Source organism: Micromonospora noduli (assembly GCF_003264365.1).
In the GTDB taxonomy this organism is placed as follows: domain Bacteria; phylum Actinomycetota; class Actinomycetes; order Mycobacteriales; family Micromonosporaceae; genus Micromonospora; species Micromonospora noduli.
Genome location: NZ_PYAK01000035.1, coordinates 47,913 through 65,962 on the forward strand (window position 1 = coordinate 47,913; position 18,050 = coordinate 65,962).

Sequence of the window (18,050 nt, forward strand, 5' to 3'; positions counted from 1 at the left end):
GTGAACAGGTGTTCCCACGGGGAGGGACACCGCAGACCGAGGAGTTCTGACGTGCCCCGACCTCGACGGCCTCTGCTCACCCGCGACCGGATCGTCGAGACGGCGCTCGCGCTGATCGACGCCGACGGGCTCGGCGCGCTCTCCACCCGCCGACTCGCCGCCGCGCTCGGGGTACAGGGCCCCTCGCTCTACAACCACTTCGCCACCAAGGACGAGATCCTCGACGCGGTCGCCGACACTGTCACCGGTGCCGTCGACACCAGCGGCTTCGCCAGCCGGGACTGGCTCGCGGCGCTGCGGGACTGGGCGTGGTCGTACCGGCGGGCGCTCACCTCGCACCCGAACATCGTGCCGTACCTGGCGCAGGGGCCGGGTCGACGACCGGCTGCCCTCGCCATGGCCGACGCGGTCTACGGCGGGCTGGTCCGGGCCGGTTGGCCGCCGGCCCGCGCCACCCACATCGGCGCGGCGCTGCGTTACTTCGTGGCCGGGTCGGCGCTCGGCTCGTTCGCCCGCGGCTTCGTCGAGGACCCGGAGCTGTACGCGGCGCACTACCCGCACCTGCGCCAGGCCCACCGGCTCGCCGAACACCAGCAGAGCGTGGACGAGGGCGCCTTCGCCCTCGGCCTAGACGCCCTGCTGCACGGTCTGGCCGCCGAGTACACCCGCACCGTCGAGACGGTGGAGTCCGCTCGGCCCACGGGGTAGCGTCCAAACTCCCAGCGCTAGTTTCATCGCCCGTCGCGACCCCCGTCGCCATCGCCCATCGCCCACCCTCGAAGGGACGACATGGACCTCGCCGCCCCGCCGTCGCTGTTGCCCGACTCCCTGCGCCTCCGGCGCCACCTGCACGTCGGCGGGGAGTGGACGCCTCCCGCCGACGCCGGTCTCATCGATGTGGAGAACCCGAGCACCGGAGAGCTGATCGGGCAGGTGCCGGCCGGCACCGCTGCCGACGTGGATCGCGCAGTGGCCGCGGCCCGGGCCGCGTTTCCCGGCTGGTCGGGCGCCACCCCCGCCGAGCGCTCCGCCCACCTCGACCGGCTGCACGCGGCGCTCACCGCCCGCGCCGACGACCTCGCCCGCACCATCGCCGTGGAGCTGGGCTCGCCGCTCAAGCTCGCCACCCGGGTGCAGGTCGGGCTCCCACTGACAGTGCTGCGGGACCACGTCGCGCTCGCCGCCCGCGTGCCGGTCGAGGAGAGCATCGGCAACTCCCTGGTCGTCCGCGAGCCGATCGGCGTGGTCGGCGCGATCACCCCGTGGAACTACCCACTGCACCAGGTGATGGCGAAGCTCGCACCCGCCCTGGCCGCCGGTTGCACTGTGGTGCTCAAACCCAGTGAGCTGACCCCGTTGACCGCGTACCTGCTCTTCGACGCGGTCACCGAAGCCGGCCTGCCGCCGGGCGTGCTCAACCTGGTCCCCGGCACCGGGCCGGTGGTCGGTGAGGCGCTCGCCGGGCACCCCGACGTCGACCTGGTCTCCTTCACCGGCTCCACCGCCACCGGCGCGCGAATCATGAGGCTCGCCGCCGACCGGATCGCCCGGGTCGCGCTGGAGTTGGGCGGCAAGTCCGCCAACGTGATCCTCCCCGACGCCGACCTGGCCACCGCCGTCAAGGTGGGCGTCGGCAACGCCCTGCTCAACTCCGGGCAGACCTGTACCGCCTGGACCCGGATGCTGGTGCACCGCGACCGGTACGACGAAGCCCTCCACCTGATCGCCACGGCGGTGGCCGGCTACCGACTCGGCGACCCGTTCGACCCGGCGACCCGGCTCGGCCCGCTGGTCTCCGCCGCCCAGGCCGAGCGGGTGCGTGGCCACATCGACCGGGCCCTCGCCGACGGCGCCCGGCTGGTCGCCGGCGGGCCCGACGCCCCGGTGCCGACCCGGGGGCACTTCGTCGCCCCGACCGTCTTCGCCGACGTGCACCCCGACAGCGCGCTCGCCCAGGAGGAGGTCTTCGGCCCGGTGCTCGCCGTCATCCCGTTCGCCGACACCGACGAGGCGGTCGCCATCGCCAACAACTCGAAGTACGGGCTGGCCGGCGCGGTCTGGTCCGCCGACACCGACGCGGCGCTCGCCGTGGCCCGGCGGCTGCGCACCGGCGCTGTCGACATCAACGGTGCGCCGTTCAACCCGCTCGCACCGTTCGGCGGCTACAAGCAGTCCGGCCTGGGCCGGGAGTTGGGCGTGCACGGGCTGGCCGAGTTCTGCGAGCTGAAGGCGATCCAGCGATGACCGACCCCGAACTGTCCCCGGCCGCTCCGGGTGGCGGCACCGAGCCGGCGTCCGCGCCGGTCATTGTTCGCGCGCTGGTCGCGCGTGGGTCCGGCGCCGAGCTGCGGGTCGAGCGGGTACGCCTGCCAGCGCCCGGCCCCGGCGAGGTGCGGGTGACGATCCGGGCGGCCGGTGTCTGCCATTCCGACCTGTCCATGGTCAACGGCACCCTCGCCGCGAGGTTCCCACTGGTGCTCGGGCACGAGGCGACAGGCGTGGTGGCCGAGGTCGGGCCGGGCAGTCAGCTGACCGTCGGCACGCCGGTCGTGCTCAACTGGGCACCCGCCTGCCGGGCCTGCTGGTGGTGTCGGCGCGGCGAGCCGTGGCTCTGCGCCGACACCACGGCCCCGACAGTGCCGCGCGGCGAGACCGACGACGGGGTCCCGCTGCACCTGACCCTCGGTCTCGGCGCGCTCGCCGAGGCGGTCGTGGTACCCGAGCGTGCCGTCATCCCGATCCCCGCCGGGCTGCCGCCCGAGCAGGCCGCACTGCTCGGCTGTGCGGTGCTCACCGGCGTCGGCGCGGTCCGGAACACCGCCCGGGTGACACCCGGCGAGTCGGTCGCTGTCGTCGGGCTCGGTGGGGTCGGGCTCGCCGTGCTCAGCGCGGCCCGGCGGGCCGGTGCCACGACGATCCTGGCCATCGACGTCGCCGAGGCGAAACGGGACCTGGCGCTGGCCGCCGGGGCGACCGACTTCCTGCTCTCCGACGACCGGCTCTCCAAGGAGGTACGGGCGCGCACCGAGAGCCGGGGCGTCGACCACGCCTTCGAGTGCGTCGGTCGGGCCGCCACCATCCGCGCCGCCTGGCGGCTGACCCGGCGCGGGGGAGCGGTGACGGTGGTCGGCATGGGCGCCAAGGACGACATGGTCAGCCTGGGCGCGCTGGACATCTTCCACTCCGCGCGCACGCTGCGCTCCTCGGTGTACGGCTCGTCCGATCCGGACCGGGAGGTGCCGGTGCTGGCTGCCGAACTCGCCGACAGTGCACTGGATCTGGGTGTGCTGGTCAGCGGGACGGTTCCGTTGGACGAGGCGCCCGCGGCGTTCGACAGACTGGCGCGGGGCGAGGGCGCTCGCTGGGTGGTCACCCTGGACTGACGCTGGTCACAGCCGGGAACTCAGCGCGTCGACGATCTCAGCACGTCGACTTCGCAGCCTGGTGCCCACGGGTCGAAGCCGTGCTCGACGAGCCAGCGGATCGCCAGCAGGCTTCGCAACGACCACCACGCGCGGATCACGTCGAGGTCGACGTCGGCGCGGTAACCGGCGAGGACGTCGCCGAGGTGCTCCTCGTGGCCGAGTGTCAAGGTGGCGAGGTCGAAGAGGGCGTCGCCCTGGCACGCCTCGGACCAGTCGAGTACGCCGGTGATCTGGTCACCGTCGACGAACACGTGGGTGATCTGTAGGTCGCCGTGCGTGAACACCGGGGTCCACGGCCGGAGCGCCGCCTCGGCGACCTGGCGGTTGCGCGTGACCAGGTCGGTGGGGAGGACGCCGTTGGCGATGAGCCACTCGCACTCGGTGTCGAGCTGCGATGTCAACTCGTCGCAGTCCCAGCGATTTGTCGGGGGCGACTGGCGTGGTTGGCCAGGTGCCCTGGGTCGACCCGGGAAGGGCCAACCCTGGGCACCCGGGCAACGAGGCCGGGGCGACTGGTCAGAAGGGTGGGGCGTCCTCGCCCATCAGCGCCAGCACGACGCCGCCCTTGCCGCTCTTGAGGCCCTGGACGACGACCTTGCCGGTGCTGCCGTCGGGCAGTTCCAACGTGAAGGTCTTGCCGACCGCGTTCTTGGGGCCGTTGCCGGCGCTGTTGGCGGGTCGGAAGTCGCCTGCCCAGGGCGGAATCCCGCCCCTACGGGCCGGCTCGGCGAAGAGCGCGGCGGTGCCGGGGGTCCTGGTGCCGTCTGAGGAAAGGAGCACTGAGGCGCTGCGAAAGGTAGCCATATGCGCCAAGGCTAACCCGGACCATGCCGTTCGCGGCACCACAGCTGCCCGGAACGGCGATTCGGTTGACCTCTCGTCCCGGGACGTTGCGCCGGGAGCGATACCTAGCAGTACTATGCATCGTACCTCTAGGTTTCGGAGTGGGGGTTTCATGAAGGTCGCCAAGGATCTGGTCGCCGCCTCGGCGACGCCGATGGTGCTCGGCATCCTGGCGGAGGGCGAGAGCTACGGCTACGCCATCCTCCGGCGGATCAACGAGCTGTCCGGGGGTGAGCTGGACTGGACCGAAGGGCTGCTCTACCCGTTGCTGCACCGGCTCGAGCGCCTCGGTCACCTGGAGTCGAGCTGGCAGGCGGTCGCCGGCGAGCGGAAGCGCAAGTACTACCGCATCACCGACCGGGGTCTGGCCGAGCTGGCCGAACAGCGCCGACAGTGGGACACGGTGGTGGGTGCGCTCAAGGAGATCTGGCACGACCGCGCGCCGCTGACGGTGCACCCGTTGGAGGGCCTGGCATGACGGCGCACGAGGGGCCGCAGGAGCTTGAAGCGCAGTTCGAGCAGTGGCGCCAGTACGTGCTGCGCCGCCGGGAGCTGCAAGCGGTGGACGCCGACGAACTGGAAGACCACCTTCGTGGCTCCGTTGACGAGCTCGTCGCTGCTGGCCTGAGCCCGGACGAGGCGTTCCTGGTCGCTGTGAAACGAATGGGCAGCCTCGACGACCTCTCCCGCGAGTTCGCCCGGGAACACTCCGAACGGTTGTGGAAGCAGTTGGTGCTGACCGGCGACTCCGGCAGCCCGGTCGGCGGCACCCGCTCCCGCCGGGACCTGTGGGTCATGCTCGGCTGTGCGGCGGGTGCTGTGGTGTCCGTCAAGGTGCCGGCGCTGTTCGGGCTGAGCTTCGCCGACGACGGCTCGTTCTACGCGCGGAACTTCACACTGTTCGCGCTGCCCTGGCTGGCGGCGTACCTGGCCTGGCGCCGGGGGGCCCGACGGACGGTGATCGCGGCACTGGCGGTGCTCTTCGTTCTCGGCGCCGTGGCGGCTAACGCCTACCCTCTGGCGGACGATTCACAGTCCGTTGTCGTCACCAGCGTCCACCTGCCCATCGCCCTATGGCTGGTGGTCGGCCTGGCCTATGTCGCCGACGACTGGCGCTCCTCCCGTCGACGCATGGACTTCATCCGGTTCACCGGTGAGTGGTTCATCTACCTGGTGCTGATGGCCCTCGGTGGCGGCGTGCTCTCCGCGTTCCTGTTCAACACCTTCGCGGCCATCGGGATCGTCCCGGAGGCGTTCATCTCGCAGTGGCTGCTGCCCGGTGGCGCCGCGGCCGCGGTCGTGGTGGCCGGGTGGCTCGTCGAGGCCAAGCAGAGTGTCGTCGAGAACATCGCGCCGGTCCTCACCCGGCTGTTCACCCCGCTCTTCACGGCCGCCCTGCTCGCCTTCCTCGTCGCTGTCGTCTGGACCAGCCACGGCATCGACGTCGAGCGGGAGGCGCTGCTCCTCTTCGACCTCCTGCTGGTCGTGGTGCTGGGGTTGCTGCTCTACTCACTCTCGGCCCGTGACCCGCTGGCCCCGCCCGGCCCGTTCGACAAGCTCCAACTCGCGCTCGTGGTCAGTGCGTTGGCCATCGACGTGCTGGTGCTGCTGGAGATCACCGGGCGCATCACCGACGAGTACGGCGGTACGCCGAACCGGGCGGCCGCGCTCGGCGAGAACGTGATTCTGCTGGTCAACCTCGCGTGGTCGGCGTGGCTGCTGCTGTCCTTCATCCGTCGGCGCACGCCGTTCGCGGCGCTCGAACGGTGGCAGACCGGCTACCTGCCGGTGTACGCGGCGTGGGCCTGGATCGTGGTCCTCGTCTTCCCGCCGCTGTTCAGCTTCGCCTAGACGAGTGATTCCTCACGGCCTCCACCGTGGGCCCGGCTGACCCGCCATGTCGATCTGCCGGGGAGCGGTATACCTCAGAGGTATAAATATGCCTCTGAGGTATACCGCTTGGTGCCGTATCCGCCCCGGCGAAGGTGACCGATGGTGATCGTCCTGGGATTGCGGGTCACTTGCCGGTGACGATGCCCGGGTTGATGCAGAGCCCCGGGTTCGCGCCGTTCTTCTCCGCGATCTCCAGACAACGGGTCACCTTGTCGACTTTGGCGTTGGTCTCGGTGATCTGCTTGGAGATCTCGGCGTTCTTGCGGTCCTGCTCCAGGTTGCGGGTCTGCGCCAGCTTGTCCTGGAACGCCTTGATGTTGCCCTCGGTCTTGTCGTCGTGGTTCACCCGGGTGATGGTCACCGAGAGGATGTCCACGTCGGTGGCGAGGCGGGCCTCCGCGCTGGTCTTGATGTTCGCGGCGAACGGCTTCAGGTCGACGTTGAGGTCGCCGGTCTGGGCGTCGATCTTCTCCAGCGGGTTGTACGCGGCGAAGGCGTCGTTGACCGCGCTGTCGAGCTGCACACCCACCCGCTGACCCCGGAAGCTGCCGAAGTCGCCCTTGTAGTCCATGAACTGCTTCGGCGCGTTCTCCGGCTTGACCTGCCATTCGACGAGCACCTCGACGCAGGCGTCGGCGAGGGTGCCGGTGCGCACACGTACGCAGTTGTTGCCGCCGATGTGGTCGTACTTCTGGCGGCCCGCGTCCCACTCGCCGACCTTCTGCCAGGGGGCCACCCACTTCAGGCCAGAGCCGGTCACCTCACCGGTGGGCTTGCCGAAGCTGGTGACGATGCCGACCGAGCGGATGGGCACCGAGTGGGCGCTGGAGGCGACGCCGACCACCAGCGTGAGGGCGAGAAAGCCGAGCGCCGCGAGGGCGGCCATCCGCTTGAGCGACCGTGCGGGAGCGACGAGAGCGACGACGGCGCTGACCGCCAGGGCGACGGCGAAGACGATCGCCATGGTGAAGCCGACGGGCATGGGGTGGGGACCTTCCGATGGGCTGTGTGGATCATCAACCTAGGGGGTCTGGTCAAGTCGACGGCGCGGGGAGTGGAGTTCGCGCACGCCAAACGTGGGTCGAATATGGAGCTCATCGACATGGTTCGACTCCGGCGGACCGCCGTAGGTTTCGTCCACGCGACGGGCCTGTGACCACGGTCACCGAACCGACCGTCGCCGCGACGTGCGGAGGATGAGGCGATGGCCGGGCAAGCGCTCCTGTCGGCCCGTGGGCTGACCCGCGACTTCCGGGGCTTCCGGGCGGTCGACGACGTCGACCTCGACGTGGCGTCGGACAGCGTGCACGCGCTGGTCGGCCCGAACGGCGCGGGCAAGACCACCCTGTTCAACCTGCTCACCGGCTTCCTGCGACCCAGTGGTGGCCGGATCGAACTGGCCGGACGGGACGTCACCGGGCTGCCCCCCGAGCAGGTGGCCCGGCTCGGTGTGGCCCGCTCGTTCCAGATCACCAGTCTCTTTCCCCAACTGTCCGCGCGCGAACACGTCGCGCTGGCGTTGCAGTCGCCCAGCGGGCTGGGCTGGCGGTTCTGGCGGTCGGCGAAGCTGATGGGCCGCTACACCGAACGGGCCGACGAACTGCTGGCCATGGTGGGGTTGGCCGAGCTGGCGGACGCCCCCTCGGCGTCCCTGGCGTACGGCCGGAAACGCGCCCTGGAGCTGGCCATCGCCCTGGCACTGGACCCGAAGGTGCTGCTGCTCGACGAGCCGACCGCGGGCATGGGCCTGGAGGACGTCGACCGCACCGTCGAGCTGATCGGTCGGGTCCGTCAGGGCCGGACCGTGGTGATGGTCGAGCACAACATGAGCGTGGTCGGCCGTCTCGCCGACACCGTCACCGTGCTCCAGGCCGGCAAGGTCCTCGTCGAGGGTCCATACGAGCAGGTCCGCGCCGACGAGCGCGTGATCACCGCCTACCTGGGAGCCGCCGATGCTGCGCATTGAGAACCTGTCCGCCTTCTACGGCGAGGCGCAGGTGTTGCGCGACGTCAGCCTTGAGGTTTCCGCCGGCGAGGTGGTCACCCTGGTCGGCCGCAACGGCGCCGGCAAGTCCACCCTGCTGCGCTGCGTGATGGGGCTGCACCCCGGTCAGCGCGGCACTGTGGAGCTGGACGGGCGGGACATCACCAGGTTGCCGGCGCACAAGCGGGCCCGCCTGGGGCTGGGCTGGGTGCCCGACGACCGGGGCAGCTACGCCACGTTGACAGTCACCGAGAACCTCACGCTGCCACCCACTGTCGGCCCCGACCCGTGGTCGCTGGAGCGGGTGTACGAGGCGTTCCCGGCCCTGTACACCCGACGGGACTCGGCGGCCACCATGCTCTCCGGCGGCGAGCAGCAGATGCTCGCGCTGGCCCGGGTGCTGCGGATGGGCGCCCGGCTGCTGCTCTGCGACGAGCCCACCGAAGGGCTGTCGCCACTGCTGGTGCAGCAGGTCGGCGACCTGCTGCGCGAGGCCAAACGGCACGGGGTGACAGTGCTGCTGGTCGAACAGAACCTGCACTTCGCCACCGGTGTCGCCGACCGGCACTACCTGCTGGCCGAGGGCCGGGTCGCCGAGGCGATGGACAACTCCGAGGTGCGTTCGCGCGAACGCGAACTGCTCGCGTACCTCGGGATCTGAATTTTCTCAACGACGACCCGCGCGACGCCGCGCGGAATGGATGGAGTGGGCATGCGCAGGACGATGGGTGTGGCCGCGGCGTCGGCCGTGGTGGTGCTGGCCGCCGGATGCGGTGGCGGTGGTCCCCAGTCGAGTGGCGACCAGAAGCTGACCGGCGACAAGATCGTGCTGGGCGTGCTCAACGACCAGTCCGGGGCGTACTCGGAGTTGTCCGGAAAGAACTCGGTGGCTGCGGTGGAGATGGCCATCGCCGACTTCACAGCGAAGTACGGCGACAAGGCGGTGACCACTGACATCACAGTGGAGACGGCCGACCACCAGAACAAGCCGGACGTGGCCAACTCCAAGGCCCAGGAGATGTACGACCGCAAGGGCGTCGACCTGATCCTGGACGTGCCCACCTCGTCGGCCGCGTTGAAGGTCGCCGACGTGGCGAAGGAGAAGAAGAAGCTCTACTTCAACATCGGGGCGGCGACCACCGACCTGACCGGCAAGAGCTGCAACAAGTACACCTTCCACTACGCGTACGACACGTACATGCTGGCCAACGGCACCGGAAAGACCACCACCGAGCAGATCGGCAAGAACTGGTACATCCTCTATCCGAACTACGCCTTCGGTCAGGACATGGAGAAGAGCTTCTCCACAGCGATCACGGCGGCCGGCGGCACTGTCGTCGGCAAGGACGGGGCGCCGTTCCCGAACACCAGCGGTGACTTCTCCACCTTCCTGCTCAAGGCGCCGAACCTGAACCCGAAGCCGGACGTGCTGGGCACCATGCAGGCCGGCGCGGAGCTGGTCAACGTGGTGAAGCAGTACAACGAGTTCAAGCTGCGGGACAAGGGCGTCGGCCTGGCGGTGGGGCTGATGTTCCTCACCGACATCCACTCGCTCACCCCGGCCGCGCTGGCCGGCACCACGTACACCGACGCCTGGTACTGGAACTTCGACGCGAAGAACCGGGAGTTCGCCGACCGCTTCCAGCAGAAGGCCGGCACCCGGCCGACCTTCGCGCACGCCGCCAACTACTCCGCGGCGTTGCAGTACCTGGAGGCGGTGCAGGCCGCCGGCACCGATGACGCGGACGCCGTGGTCAAGGGCCTGGAGGGCAAGACGGTCGAGGACGTCTTCCTGCGCAACGGGAAGATCCGCGCCGAGGACCACCGGGTGGTGCACGACGCGTACCTGGCCCAGGTGAAGCCGCAGTCCGAGGTCGCCGAGCCGTGGGACTACGTGAAGGTGCTCAAGACGATCCCCGCCGCGGAGGCGTTCCGCGCGCCCTCCGCGGACTGCAAGCTGTGAGCGGCTCGCTGTGAGCGGATTCGCGCAGAACACGTTCAACGGGTTGGTGAGTGGGGCGTTCTACGCCCTGCTCGCCCTCGGGCTCGCTGTCATCTTCGGCATGCTGCGGGTCGTCAACTTCGCCCACGGCGCGTTCTACATGCTCGGCGCGTTCGGGGCGTACGTGCTGCTCAGCGAGGCCGGCGTGCCGTTCTGGGCCGCCCTGGTGATCATGCCGGTGGGGCTGGGTCTGCTCGGCATGGCGCTGGAACGCGCGGTGATCCACCGACTGACCAAACTGGACCCGCTCTACAACTTCCTGCTCACCTTCGGTCTGACGCTGATCCTTCAGGACCTGGTGAAACTGCGCTACGGCGTGCAGTCCAGCCCGTACGAGACACCGTCGCTGTTGAGCGGGTCGGTCGACTTCGGGCTGTTCGACTTCCCGACGTACCGGGTGTTCATCCTCGGCTTCGCGGTGCTGCTCTGCGTCGCGGTGTGGTGGGTGCTGACCCGGACCCGGATCGGCATGGTGGTCCGTGCGGCCACCGAGCGGCCGGACCTGACCCGTGCGTTCGGCATCGACGTCGGACGGTGGGTGACCCCGGTGTTCGGCTTCGGCATCGGGCTGGCCGGCCTCGCCGGTGTGCTGGCCGCGCCGATGCGCGCGGTCAACCCGCTGATGGGCGCCGACCTGATCATCGTGGTGTTCGCCGTGGTGGTGATCGGCGGGCTGGGCTCGATCTTCGGGTCGGTCGCCGCAGGCTTCGGCATTGGACTCGTGCAGGCGTGGGGTGAGGCGTACCTCTCCAACTTCCCGCTCGTCTCGCAGACGATCGTCTTCGTGGTGATGGCCGGCGTGCTGCTCTGGCGCCCGGCCGGCCTGTTCGGTCGGGAGGAGGCCCCCGCATGACCAACACCGTGGACACTCCTACCGACGCGTCCCGTTCGACGCCACCGTCCGGGCTGATCGCCGTGGCCCGGGCCCCCGGCTGGGTCCGGTACGCGCTGCTCGCCGTCGGCCTGGCCGTCGCGGCGTGGCTGCCCAACGGCCTCTACCCGGCGGTCGCGGTGGACATCCTCTGCTGGGCGCTCTTCGCCGTGGCGGTGGACCTGCTGCTCGGCTTCACCGGGCTGATGTCCTTCGGTCACGCCGCGTTCTGGGGCACCTCCGCGTACGTCACCGGGCTGGTGGCCATCCACGCCGGCCTGCCGTTTCCCCTCGCGGTGCTGGCCGGGGCCCTCGCCGCAGCCGTGCTGGCGGTGCCGATCGGATACCTGGCGGTCAAGCGGACCGGCATCTACTTCGCCATGGTGACCCTGGCCTTCGCGCAGATGGTCTACTACGTCGCCAACGAGTGGCGTTCGGTGACGCAGGGCGAGAACGGCCTCCAGGGGGTGCCCCGCGAGCTGTTCGGCGTCGACCTCACCGACGACTACTTCTTCTACTACGCGATCCTGCCGATCGTGCTGCTCGGGCTCGCCGCCGCCTGGCGGATCGTGCACTCACCGTTCGGTCGGGTGCTGGTCGGCATCCGGGACAACCCGGCGCGGGCCAGGGCGCTGGGCTATCCGGTGCACCGCTACAAGCTCACCGCGTTCGTGCTCTCCGGGTTCATCGCCGGCCTCGGTGGCGGGTTGTTCGCGGTCGGCCACCGGTTCGTCTCGCTGGACGTGCTGCACTGGACCACCTCCGGCAAGGCGGTCATCGTGGTGGTGCTCGGCGGGATCGGCACCCTCTGGGGTGGGGTGCTCGGCGCCGCCCTCGTGGTCCGGCTGGAGGACTGGCTGTCGTTCTCCGGGTTCGAGGCGATCGGCCTGGTCACCGGCGGCATCTTCGTCCTGGTCGTGGTGCTGTTCCGGCGCGGCATCTGGGGCAGCGTCGCCGCGTTGGCCCACCGGCTGGCGGCCCGCCGCCGCTGAAATTCCGCGACGGCGCATCCGCCAGGTGCGTGCCGAGCGAACCCCCGGGTAGAGAACGTCTACCCGGGGGTACGTCTGGTGCTGACCGATCCGATGCCGGCCGAGGCCGTGGAGATCGCGCACAAGCAGGTGTCGCTGGCTGCCGAGGACCTGGACGCCAACGCCGTTGCGACGCTTGTGCTGGAGTTGGCCGAGGCCTGGGGCGTGCCGGCGCTCTGGGAGCAGGTCTGTCGTCCGTTGCTGGCCCGGCTGTCGGGGCGTACCGCCGTCGAGGTCGTCGTCGAGCACGCCCTCTGCGAGGGTGTCCGGGTCGGGTTGGACGTCTACCGCCGGGAGCCGGGCCGGTCACTGCCCACCGGCGGCGTGCTGTTGGCCGGCGCCGAGAAGGAGGCGCACAGCCTGGGTCTGCTGGCGCTCGGCGCCGCGCTGCGCGAGCAGGGCCGCGGCTGTCTGAACCTCGGCCCCGCGCTGCCCTGGACCGCGCTCACCAGCGCGGTGTACCGGGCCCGCCCGCGCACCGTAGTGCTCTGGTCGCAGACGCCGCTCACCGGCCGCGCGTACCGCCTGGTGCGCTTCGCCCGGGACTTCCCGCTGCTCCGGGTGTACGGCGCGGGGCCGGGCTGGATCGAGCCGCTCGGCGCTCCGGCGGTCCGTCTCGGCACGTTGACGGAGGCCGTCCACGCCTGCCTGGCGGTCGCGTCCGGGCGTGATGCCCACCACATACGATACGGATCGGTGCCGTATCGTTAATACGCGTCGTAGGCTGACCCGCGTTACGAGTCTGACCCGTATCGTATTTCGTCGCGGGTGATCAGCGTGGGGGGAAAGCCAGGCATGGAGCTGCACAACAACACCGGACACCCGAGGCGGTGGGCGATCCTGGGGGTGCTGGTGATCAGCCTCCTCGTGGTCGTCCTCGACAACACGATCCTCAACGTCGCCCTGCGCACCCTGGCCGACCCGGTGCACGGTCTCGGCGCCAGCCAGGGCGAGCTGGAGTGGTCCATCAACTCCTACACGCTTGTCTTCGCCGGGCTGCTGTTCACCTTCGGGGTGCTCGGCGACCGCGCCGGCCGCAAGCGCTTCCTGATGATCGGACTGGTGCTGTTCGGCCTGGCTTCGCTGCTCTCCGCGTACGCCCAGAGCCCCGGACAGCTCATCGCGGCCCGCGCCCTGATGGGGGTCGGCGGCGCGGCCATCATGCCGGTGACTTTGTCGATCATCTCCAACGTCTTCGACCCGCGCGAGCGTGGTCGGGCCATCGGTGTCTGGGCCGGTGCGGTCGGTCTCGCCGTGGCGATCGGCCCGATCCTCGGCGGCGCGCTGCTGGAGCACTTCTGGTGGGGCTCGGTCTTCCTGATCAACGTGCCGGTGGTCGTTGCCGGCGTGGTTCTGGTGGCGCTGCTGGTCCCCGAGTCGCGTGACCCGCGGCCCGGCCGGATCGACGTGCTCGGCGTGCTGCTCTCCGTGGTCGGCCTGGTCGCCCTCTCCTACGGCATCATCGACGGCGGCGAGCACGGCTTCGGCCGCCCGCTGGCCTGGGGCTCGATCCTGATCGGCGTCGCGGTGCTGGCCTGGTTCGTTCAGCACGAGCGGCGCAGCGACCACCCGTCGCTGGACGTCCGACTGTTCAAGGTGCCCCGGTTCGCAGCGCCGGTCGCCATCGTCGGCCTGGTGTTCTTCGCCGCGATGGGCTCGATGTTCTTCGGCTCGTTCTACCTGCAACTCGTGCGCGACTACAGCCCGTTGCAGACCGGTCTGCTCTTCCTGCCCTTCGCCGGCGCCCAGCTGGTCTTCGCGCCGCGCAGCGCCGCGATGGTCCGCCGCTACGGCGGTAAGGCCGTCGCCACCGTCGGGTTGGCGCTGACAGTGGTGTCACTCGGCGCGTTCGTCTTCATCGGCGCCTCCACCCCGATCTGGATCGTGCTGCTCGTCTTCCTCATCCAGGGCGCCGGAATGGCCAACATCATGCCGCCGGCCACCGAGTCGATCATGTCGGCGCTGCCCCGGGAGAAGGCCGGGGTGGGCTCCGCGGTCAGCAACACCATCCGCCAGGTGGCCGGCGCGCTCGGCGTCGCAGTCCTCGGCTCGGTGCTCTCCGCGGTCTACCGCAGCGACATCGGTGACGCGTTGACCGGTCTGCCCACGCAGGCCCAGGACGCGGCCAACGAGTCGATCTCCGGTGCGTACGCGGCGGCGGGCCAGCTCGGCCCGGCGGCGCCAGGGCTGATCTCGGCGGCCAACGACGCCTTCGTCACCGCCATGCACTGGGCGGCCGGGCTCTCCGCGGTGATCGCCGCACTCGGGATCATCGTGGTGCTGCGCTGGATGCCGGGCAAGGAGGACACGAGCGTCGCCCCGGCGGCGCCGGTCGCCGAGCCTGAGCTGGCCGGTACGGCATAGGTTCGGGGAGAATGGCGGACATGACGTCCACTGCCGATGCTCCGCGGTCGCCCGGGCGACCGCGGAGCATCCGCGCCGACGAGGCCATCATCGAGGCCACCCTCGACCTGCTCGCCGAGGGCAGCACCATCGAGGCGCTCTCGATCGAGGCGATCGCCACCCGCGCCGGGGTCGGCAAGGCCACCATCTACCGGCGCTGGGCCGGCAAGGACGCGTTGCTGCTGGACGCGTTGCGCCGCCTCAAGGGCGTCATGGCGCAGCCCGCGGGCCACTCCGTCCGCGACGACCTGGTGCTGCTGGTCGGCGCGATCGGCAAGAACGTCGACCCGCGAGCGGCCAAGATCATGCCCTGCCTGGCACCCGCCGTGAACCGCAGCGCCGACCAGTTCCAGCTCTACCAGAACATCATCTCGCCCCGGCGGCAGCTGATGCGCGAGGTGCTGCGGCGCGGCATCGACGAGGGCGTGCTGCGCGCCGACATCGACGTCGAGGTGACGATGGCGCTGCTCACCGGGCCGATGCTGATCCAACGGGTCCTCCAGTGGAACCCGGACCTGGACGAGCAGTCCCTGCCCGAACGGGTCGTCGACGCCGTGCTGGAGGGCATCCAGGCCCGCTGACGCCGAGCGCTCGATCGGCGACGTTCGTGCCGGCCTACTGACGGCGGGCGCTCGGTCGGCGGCGTTCGGTCCGCCGGCCGGCGTCGGTCAGCCGGCCGGTGCGCGCAGGCGGTGCAGCCGCAGCGCGAGCTGCACCTCCAGCGCCCGCTCGGGCCGCTGCCAGTCGACGCCGAGCAACTGCCCGACCCGCTCCAACCGCTGGGTCACCGTGTTGACGTGCACGTGCAGTTGCTCGGCGGCCCGGGCCAGGCTGCCACCCACCCCGAAGTACGCCTCCAGCGTCTTCACCAGAGCCGTGCCGCGCCGGGCGTCGTAGTCGAGCACCGGCCCGACGGTGGCGCTGAGGAACTCGGTCACGTCCTTCTCACCCCGGTCACCGACGGTGCCCAGCAACAACCCGACGAAGCCCAACTCCACGGTGCTCGCGCCCTGCCCGGCGCGGCCCAGCGCGCCCAGCGCCGTCAGGCACCGGTCCGCCTCCTGGAACGTCCTGGCCAGCGCCGCCGGTGTGTTCGACGGGCCACTCGCCCCGGCGGTCACCGGCCGACCGGTCACCCGGGACAGGTCCCGGGCCACCGCGCGGGCGCTGCCGCCCGCGTCCAACCCCGGCAGCATCAGCACCACCCGGCCGTCGCGCGCCGCGGCCAGCCCGCCGCGCGCCGAGGCGTACGTGGTGGCCCAGGAGAGCACCCGCTGCCGAGCCGAGCCGGTCGCGGCGATCGCGTCGTCGCCCACCGCCACCAGCACGTGCGGCGCGTCCAGGTCCACCCCGAGCCGACGGGCACGACTACGCAGCGCGTCGGTGTCGCGCAGCGGGCGGGCGATCAGGTCGTCCAGCAACTCACCACGCACCCGCCCCTCCGCCTCCGCGACCGTCCGGCGGAACAGCAGCAGCAGCGCGGTCACCAACGCCGCCCGCTCCAGGATGCGCTGGTCGGCGTCGACCAACTCGTCGTCCGGGCGCAGCACCAGGGCGCCCAGGTTCTCCGCGCCCGCCACCACCGCCGCGTACCAGAGCGGACCCCGCCGTACGCTGCGACCCTCGGTCCGGGACGCGGCCACCGCCTCGACGATGTCCGCGCGGTCCGGCTCCTCGATCTCACCCACCCGAGCCAGCAGGCGGCCCTCGGCGTCCAGCGCCAGCAGCGCGCCGCCCAGCACCTCGGTCACCGCAGCCGCCACGTCCTCCACACCGCCGCCACGCAGCACCAGCGCGGTCATCCGGTCGTGTGCCGCCGCGGCCCGCTCCACCGAGCTGCTGTGCGCCCGGATGGTGGTGTTCGCCGCCGACAACTCGGCCAACGCGGAACGGGTCTCGGTCAGCAGCCGGGCGGTGTCGATCGCCACCGCGGCGTGCGCGGCCAGCGACACCAGCAGCGCCACCTCCTCCCGGACGAACGGCCGGGCCGAACGGTTGGCCGCGTAGAGCACCCCGATCGAGGTCGAACCGAGCCGCAGCGGCACCCCCAGGATCGCCACCAGACCCTCCTCGCCCACCCCGGCGTCGATCTCGCCGGTGTGGTGGAAGCGCGCGTCCTCGCCGTAGTTGGCGGTGACGTACGGGGCACCGGACTGGGCCACCAGACCACCGAGACCAGCGCCCATCGGCAGGCGCAGCCGCTGGAAGCGGGCCGAGACCGACCCGTCGGTCACCCGCATGTAGGTGTCGCCACGTTCGTCGTCGTTGAGCGTCATGTACGCCACGTCCGCGCCCAGCAGGTGACGGGCCCGGTGCACGATCGCCCGCAACACGTCGTCCAGATCGCGCAGCCCGGCCAGGTCGCTGACCGTGTCGTACAGGCCGGACAGCTCGCTCTCCCGGCGGCGGCGACGCTCCAGCAGCGCGCGGACCCGCAACGCCACCGACTTGGCCTGCTCCAGCTCGGCCAGCCGGTCCGGTGGCAGCCCGGCGGCCCGCGCGGCCACCAGCGGTCCCTCGAACTCGACCGCCGCGGCCTCTCGGGCGAGCAGCTCCAGGAACTCCACCGGCGAAGACATGGTCGACATTGTGCTCAGCCCCACTAGTTGGCCGTCCAGCCCCCGTCGAGGGCGATCGACGCCCCGGTGATGAACGCCGCCGGCGGCGAGCAGAGGTACGCCAGCAACTCGGCCACCTCCTCCGGCTCGATCAACCGTTTGATCGCGGCCCGGGCCAGCATGATCTTCTCGATCACCTCGGCCTCGTCGATGCCGTGACTGGCCGCCTGGTCGGCGATCTGGCTCTCCACCAGCGCGGTACGCACGTACGCCGGGTTGATGCAGTTGGCGGTGACCCCGTGCGCGGCGCCCTCCAACGCGACCACCTTCGACAGCCCTTCCAGGGCGTGCTTGGCCGAGACGTAGGCCGCCTTGTACGGCGAGGCACGCAACCCGTGCACCGAGGAGATGTTGACGATCCGCCCCCAGCCCCGCGCGTACATGTGCGGCAGCGCCCGGCGGATCAGCAGGAACGGCGCCTCCACCATCACCCGCTGGATGTACTCGAAACGCTCGACGGGAAAGTCCTGCAACGGCGCGACGTGCTGGAGCCCGGCGTTGTTCACCACGATGTCCACGTCCACGTCGAGTGAATCCACCGCCGCGGCGTCGGACAGGTCCACGCCCTCGGCCCGGCCACCGGCCTCTGCGGCCACCGCCTTGGCCGCCTCCAGGTTGCGGTCCACCACGATCACCTTGGCGCCGGCCGCGCCCAGCCGCAGGGCACACGCCCGCCCGATGCCGCCGCCGCCCCCGGTGACCAGGGCGGTCCGACCGGAGAGGTCGACCTGTACGACGTGGGGGACCACCACGGGTTCTGCCGTCATGGCGCAAGAAGTTACGAGCTGTGTGCTCCCCGGCACATGGGCCAGCGACACATACTCCGTACCAAAGCTGTGTGGCCCCACCCGCCCCTGCCACCCGTTCCGCCCCGCCGCCGCTCCCTTCCACCGCGCCGCGCCTCGTCTCGTGCGCGTAGCGGTCGGCCGGGTCGGCCTTGAGCCGGCGGACCAGGGTCCGTTCGGTCGCGACGCCGGCCG

The 18,050-nt window shown here is 70.9% G+C and carries 18 protein-coding genes; 13 read left to right on the plus strand and 5 right to left on the minus strand.

Going from position 1 to position 18,050, the window contains the following annotated elements:
- Positions 1-51: 51 nt before the first annotated feature.
- From GUI43_RS23010 to GUI43_RS23020, 3 genes are all read left to right on the plus strand, one after another.
- Positions 52-708 (plus strand): TetR/AcrR family transcriptional regulator C-terminal domain-containing protein, encoded by a 657-nt coding sequence (locus GUI43_RS23010; protein ID WP_112699767.1) that lies wholly within the window; start codon positions 52-54, stop codon positions 706-708.
- Positions 709-789: 81 nt separating this feature from the next.
- Positions 790-2,244 carry an aldehyde dehydrogenase family protein gene (locus GUI43_RS23015; RefSeq protein WP_112699768.1) on the plus strand — a complete coding sequence of 485 codons (1,455 nt, stop codon included), beginning with the start codon at positions 790-792 and terminating at the stop codon, positions 2,242-2,244.
- Positions 2,241-3,383 carry an alcohol dehydrogenase catalytic domain-containing protein gene (locus tag GUI43_RS23020; RefSeq protein WP_249037826.1) on the plus strand — a complete coding sequence of 381 codons (1,143 nt, stop codon included), beginning with the start codon at positions 2,241-2,243 and terminating at the stop codon, positions 3,381-3,383. Before GUI43_RS23015 ends, GUI43_RS23020 begins: the two co-directional genes overlap by 4 nt.
- A 20-nt stretch (positions 3,384-3,403) precedes the next feature.
- On the opposite strand, the gene GUI43_RS23025 is transcribed toward GUI43_RS23020, so the two are convergent.
- The gene (locus GUI43_RS23025; protein ID WP_211326749.1) at positions 3,404-3,826 is read right to left on the minus strand and encodes a phosphotransferase; all 423 of its coding nucleotides are present in this window, start codon (positions 3,824-3,826) and stop codon (positions 3,404-3,406) included.
- A 115-nt stretch (positions 3,827-3,941) separates the two neighbouring features.
- Complete coding sequence (locus GUI43_RS23030; protein WP_030488337.1) at positions 3,942-4,229, minus strand: hypothetical protein; 288 nt, start codon at positions 4,227-4,229, stop codon at positions 3,942-3,944.
- Positions 4,230-4,380: 151 nt separating this feature from the next.
- On the opposite strand from GUI43_RS23030, the gene GUI43_RS23035 reads away from it, so the two are divergent.
- Together GUI43_RS23035 and GUI43_RS23040 are read left to right on the plus strand one after the other, a co-directional pair.
- On the plus strand, positions 4,381-4,746 hold the full coding sequence (locus tag GUI43_RS23035) for a PadR family transcriptional regulator (RefSeq protein ID WP_091401794.1): 366 nt from the start codon (positions 4,381-4,383) through the stop codon (positions 4,744-4,746).
- Entirely contained in the window at positions 4,743-6,119 is a 1,377-nt protein-coding gene (locus GUI43_RS23040; RefSeq protein ID WP_112583345.1) for a permease prefix domain 1-containing protein, read from the plus strand. The genes GUI43_RS23035 and GUI43_RS23040 overlap by 4 nt, the downstream gene beginning before the upstream one ends.
- Positions 6,120-6,285: 166 nt before the next feature.
- Here GUI43_RS23040 and GUI43_RS23045 read toward each other — a convergent pair whose 3' ends face one another.
- On the minus strand, positions 6,286-7,143 hold the full coding sequence (locus GUI43_RS23045; protein WP_112699769.1) for an SPFH domain-containing protein: 858 nt from the start codon (positions 7,141-7,143) through the stop codon (positions 6,286-6,288).
- Between the two features lie 222 nt (positions 7,144-7,365).
- Between GUI43_RS23045 and GUI43_RS23050 the strand changes: the two genes are divergently transcribed.
- From GUI43_RS23050 to GUI43_RS23085, 8 genes are all read left to right on the plus strand, one after another.
- Complete coding sequence (locus GUI43_RS23050) at positions 7,366-8,127, plus strand: ABC transporter ATP-binding protein (protein WP_112583343.1); 762 nt, start codon at positions 7,366-7,368, stop codon at positions 8,125-8,127.
- On the plus strand, positions 8,114-8,806 hold the full coding sequence (locus tag GUI43_RS23055; RefSeq protein ID WP_112606145.1) for an ABC transporter ATP-binding protein: 693 nt from the start codon (positions 8,114-8,116) through the stop codon (positions 8,804-8,806). The genes GUI43_RS23050 and GUI43_RS23055 overlap by 14 nt, the downstream gene beginning before the upstream one ends.
- Positions 8,807-8,857: 51 nt before the next feature.
- Complete coding sequence (locus GUI43_RS23060) at positions 8,858-10,108, plus strand: ABC transporter substrate-binding protein (protein ID WP_373861043.1); 1,251 nt, start codon at positions 8,858-8,860, stop codon at positions 10,106-10,108.
- Between the two features lie 10 nt (positions 10,109-10,118).
- Complete coding sequence (locus GUI43_RS23065; RefSeq protein WP_112583340.1) at positions 10,119-11,000, plus strand: branched-chain amino acid ABC transporter permease; 882 nt, start codon at positions 10,119-10,121, stop codon at positions 10,998-11,000.
- A complete protein-coding gene (locus GUI43_RS23070) occupies positions 10,997-12,010 on the plus strand; it encodes a branched-chain amino acid ABC transporter permease (protein WP_112583339.1) in 1,014 nt (337 codons plus the stop codon). Before GUI43_RS23065 ends, GUI43_RS23070 begins: the two co-directional genes overlap by 4 nt.
- Before the next feature lie 78 nt (positions 12,011-12,088).
- Positions 12,089-12,760 (plus strand): transcriptional regulator, encoded by a 672-nt coding sequence (locus GUI43_RS23075; RefSeq protein WP_249037827.1) that lies wholly within the window; start codon positions 12,089-12,091, stop codon positions 12,758-12,760.
- A gap of 84 nt (positions 12,761-12,844) precedes the next feature.
- Positions 12,845-14,413, plus strand: a complete 1,569-nt coding sequence (locus GUI43_RS23080; RefSeq protein WP_112583338.1) for an MFS transporter — start codon at positions 12,845-12,847, stop codon at positions 14,411-14,413.
- 11 nt (positions 14,414-14,424) lie between these two features.
- On the plus strand, positions 14,425-15,033 hold the full coding sequence (locus tag GUI43_RS23085; protein ID WP_112583337.1) for a TetR/AcrR family transcriptional regulator: 609 nt from the start codon (positions 14,425-14,427) through the stop codon (positions 15,031-15,033).
- 87 nt (positions 15,034-15,120) lie between these two features.
- Here GUI43_RS23085 and GUI43_RS23090 read toward each other — a convergent pair whose 3' ends face one another.
- Positions 15,121-17,040, minus strand: coding sequence for a helix-turn-helix domain-containing protein (locus GUI43_RS23090; RefSeq protein WP_112583440.1), 1,920 nt, complete (start codon positions 17,038-17,040; stop codon positions 15,121-15,123).
- A 14-nt stretch (positions 17,041-17,054) separates the two neighbouring features.
- Positions 17,055-17,837, minus strand: a complete 783-nt coding sequence (locus GUI43_RS23095) for a 3-hydroxybutyrate dehydrogenase (RefSeq protein ID WP_112583336.1) — start codon at positions 17,835-17,837, stop codon at positions 17,055-17,057.
- Between the last annotated feature and the right edge of the window lie 213 nt (positions 17,838-18,050).